The following is a 2,726-nucleotide window of genomic DNA, read 5'->3' as shown; positions in this document are numbered from 1 at the left end:
GACTGAATGAGCAACTTGGAGAGGTGACCGTGTTCAGCGGCAGTATTACGAGAAAGATCCCGCACATAGCTGTTCAGAAACCGGAAGAGTTGCACCAGAATTATACCGATCACCAACGCCATCACACCAAAACGCCAGGCGACAATAAATGCCAGCGTGATATAAATCAGTGTATTGACCAGCTGCACACCAACTTGAACCAGCGACATAAACACATGCAGCATCTGGTTGATCTGCACGTTGATCACGTTAATGAAATGGCCTGTATTACGGCGCGTGTAGTAGCCATAACTCATACGGCTGTAATGGCCGAACAGGCGCCCCTTGAGTTCACGCAGCAGTTGACCATTGAGATATGCAGAATAAGCACTGGAGCCAAACAGCAGCGTACCTTTGAGAATAAACGCCAGCGTGATGATCATCAATATTGCAATGCTTGAATTCTCCAGGCCCAGCGTTTCAAGAAACTGCTGTAAATGCCCGCCGACTCGAGTCGGCACAGTGGTGACAGAGCCGTCTTGCGCCTCGAGACTTCCATCCAGGCTGTGCAACAAAGGCAACAGCATCAGGATGCCGAGACCTTCAGCCATTGCAGCTGCCAGGGCCAGGACAAATACCAGGTACACACGCCAGCCAAGATAGTCCTGGAACAGCTTCAGGTAGTGCGGGAGATCATGAATAGGGTTTTTCATGCTTTATTATAGTCGTCAGATACTCTTACGCTGCGCGCCAAGGAGAGAGAATCGAAGGCGCGTAGCGGTCGATCCCTTTATCAGGCTGTGATTTCGATTGGTATTAACAGGCCACTGGTGAAAGTCTGACCCCCTAATATCGACATCCAGCACTTTCAAATTCATTTCAAATTCGTTCAAAACGTAATTCAGCGACAATTGATCCCGTCGCGAATAACGCAGCACGTGTTCCCACCAGCGAGTCATCACCTCTTTGATCAGCGGGCTATGCCTTCGTGCCAATATTCCACACGAGTACGGTTTCTCATCCATCACATCTGGATTACTGTTGAGATAGTGCAGCATCTGCTCATAAATCCTCGAAGGGTCGTCAAAACCAGCAGAATCCACCGCATCAAATTCAGCTGCCACACTGGTGCGGAAGCTATGATGAGGCAATGCAAATTCCACTCCGTCGAGAAACTGGTCAAGCAATTGGTCAGGCGGAGCAGTCAGTAGCACCGAATTATCGATATAAAGCGACTCCTCATAATCATCCAGAATAACCGGCCCCATTATCTTTAAATAGCGGGAGCTCCTTATAGAATCGCCAGGGAATCTTGCCGCCACCCTGCGCACTTCCCAATTATTGCTAGTCAATTCTTCAGAGTCAGTAAAACAAATCAGGTCCGTATCGGCGCATGTCACTAGATCACTATCAACAAAGTCCTCATAGTCACCTATTAGCACTGTGTAAATCACACGACGTTTAACCGAGTTCTCACTCTTCTTATCCATTTTCAATTTCTCTTCGACGACCTACAGTTTGATTATGGCCTGAACCCTTTCCGCTCTATTTACACTAACAATTTCTTGAAATCGTCAAAACTGATTAAATTTAAGTAAGTCTCTTTGTGTTCAACTAAATTCCTAAACTCATAAAATTGATTAACTTCCCTAATACAAGAACCAATCGGATGCTCTTTAGAAAGAATTCCAACCCCCCAATCAGAGTCGATACAGCATGAGTTAACTGAGGGATTAAAGCGCCATTTTAAAAATGCCTTCCATGTTGTTCCATTCCAATTACCCCCTGCAGGTGTACTAAGATAATTGTAGTTATCTCTTGCATTCCATTCAGTCGGTGGATTGCAATCATGTAAAACGACAAACCCATCACTCTTAACGAATCTCATGGAATTGATAATATCCCTGTCAACTTGTTCTGCAAGATGTAGCCCGTCTATGAAAATCACGTCAAACTGAATATCTGGGGAAAGAATTTTGTTGTTCGATAGCAATTCAAAAAATTCATCACTTGTAACTTTAAAGTCTACGGGGTTTTCTTCGTACTCATAGCCGGGATCAACACTATATTTCTCATCAGCGATAATGTGGTTGTAATTGTCATCAGGATTTCTCACTCCTATTTCCAAGTAACGAGTTTCATCATTTCTATTAGATAAGAGGAAGTTTATTATTTCTGTTCTCTTTGGTGTTTTAAGTATTTCCGCATAACATTTTTCTTGCCCTTCCTGGAAATTTGGGTCATTCAAGAGTTTTTCCCCGGCCGAATATTCTCTCTGGAAATTTGGGTCATTCAAGAGCTTTTTTCCGGCCAAATAATTTCTTATGAACGGGAGTGATTTTAGAGTTGATTTAATATTTTTCATTTTCATTTATCTACATCTACACCCACATGCAGGATTATCTTGTCTCTTTTGTTGATTTATACTTAAAACTGACTCGGGATTTGCACCTAGCTTTGACCCGCCTGTCTGGCCGGATTATGGCCTGAGATTACTTTCTTTTCCAGTCTTGCTGTCCTCTTGTTGTTGTGAAGTGGAATGCCTGAAGTCGTAAATGTCATTGCCGGTTTCAATGATATGGTAGTGATGGATTAAGCAATCAAGCAAGGCGGTTGTCAGCTTGAGACCACCAAAGACAGAAGTCCATTCGAGCCTGTAGATAATTCTGTGTAACTGCCCTGTTCAAATATGGTCAATGAGTCGATCTTCAAACTCGATCATAAAACGATTTAACGCTGCTTTCCAG

3 protein-coding genes and 1 pseudogene are annotated in these 2,726 nt (G+C 43.6%); all 4 read right to left on the bottom strand.

Annotated elements, in window-relative coordinates:
- Positions 1-692, bottom strand: a 692-nt coding sequence (locus BOW51_RS09415) for an ABC transporter transmembrane domain-containing protein (RefSeq protein WP_135568215.1), incomplete at its 3' end; no start/stop codon positions are given.
- Between the two features lie 15 nt (positions 693-707).
- Positions 708-1,469: a glycosyltransferase domain-containing protein gene (locus BOW51_RS09410; RefSeq protein WP_078477498.1), complete on the bottom strand. Its 762-nt coding sequence runs from the start codon at positions 1,467-1,469 to the stop codon at positions 708-710.
- A gap of 59 nt (positions 1,470-1,528) precedes the next feature.
- Positions 1,529-2,350 (bottom strand): class I SAM-dependent methyltransferase, encoded by an 822-nt coding sequence (locus BOW51_RS09405; RefSeq protein ID WP_245828658.1) that lies wholly within the window; start codon positions 2,348-2,350, stop codon positions 1,529-1,531.
- A gap of 108 nt (positions 2,351-2,458) precedes the next feature.
- Positions 2,459-2,629 (bottom strand): annotated as a pseudogene (locus tag BOW51_RS11710) (ATP-binding protein); the annotation flags it as partial.
- Positions 2,630-2,726: the final 97 nt, after the last annotated feature.

Source organism: Solemya elarraichensis gill symbiont, from assembly GCF_002021095.1.
In the GTDB taxonomy this organism is placed as follows: domain Bacteria; phylum Pseudomonadota; class Gammaproteobacteria; order Chromatiales; family Chromatiaceae.
The sequence above is the reverse complement of the archived record's forward strand: the minus strand, read 5'-3'. Positions and strand labels throughout refer to the sequence as shown.

Bases quoted from the DNA above. Each gene is read 5' to 3' on its own strand.
- BOW51_RS09410 (WP_078477498.1), bottom strand. From the start codon at position 1,469: ATGGATAAGAAGAGTGAGAACTCGGTTAAACGTCGTGTGATTTACACA.
- BOW51_RS09405 (WP_245828658.1), bottom strand. From the start codon at position 2,350: ATGAAAATGAAAAATATTAAATCAACTCTAAAATCACTCCCGTTCATA.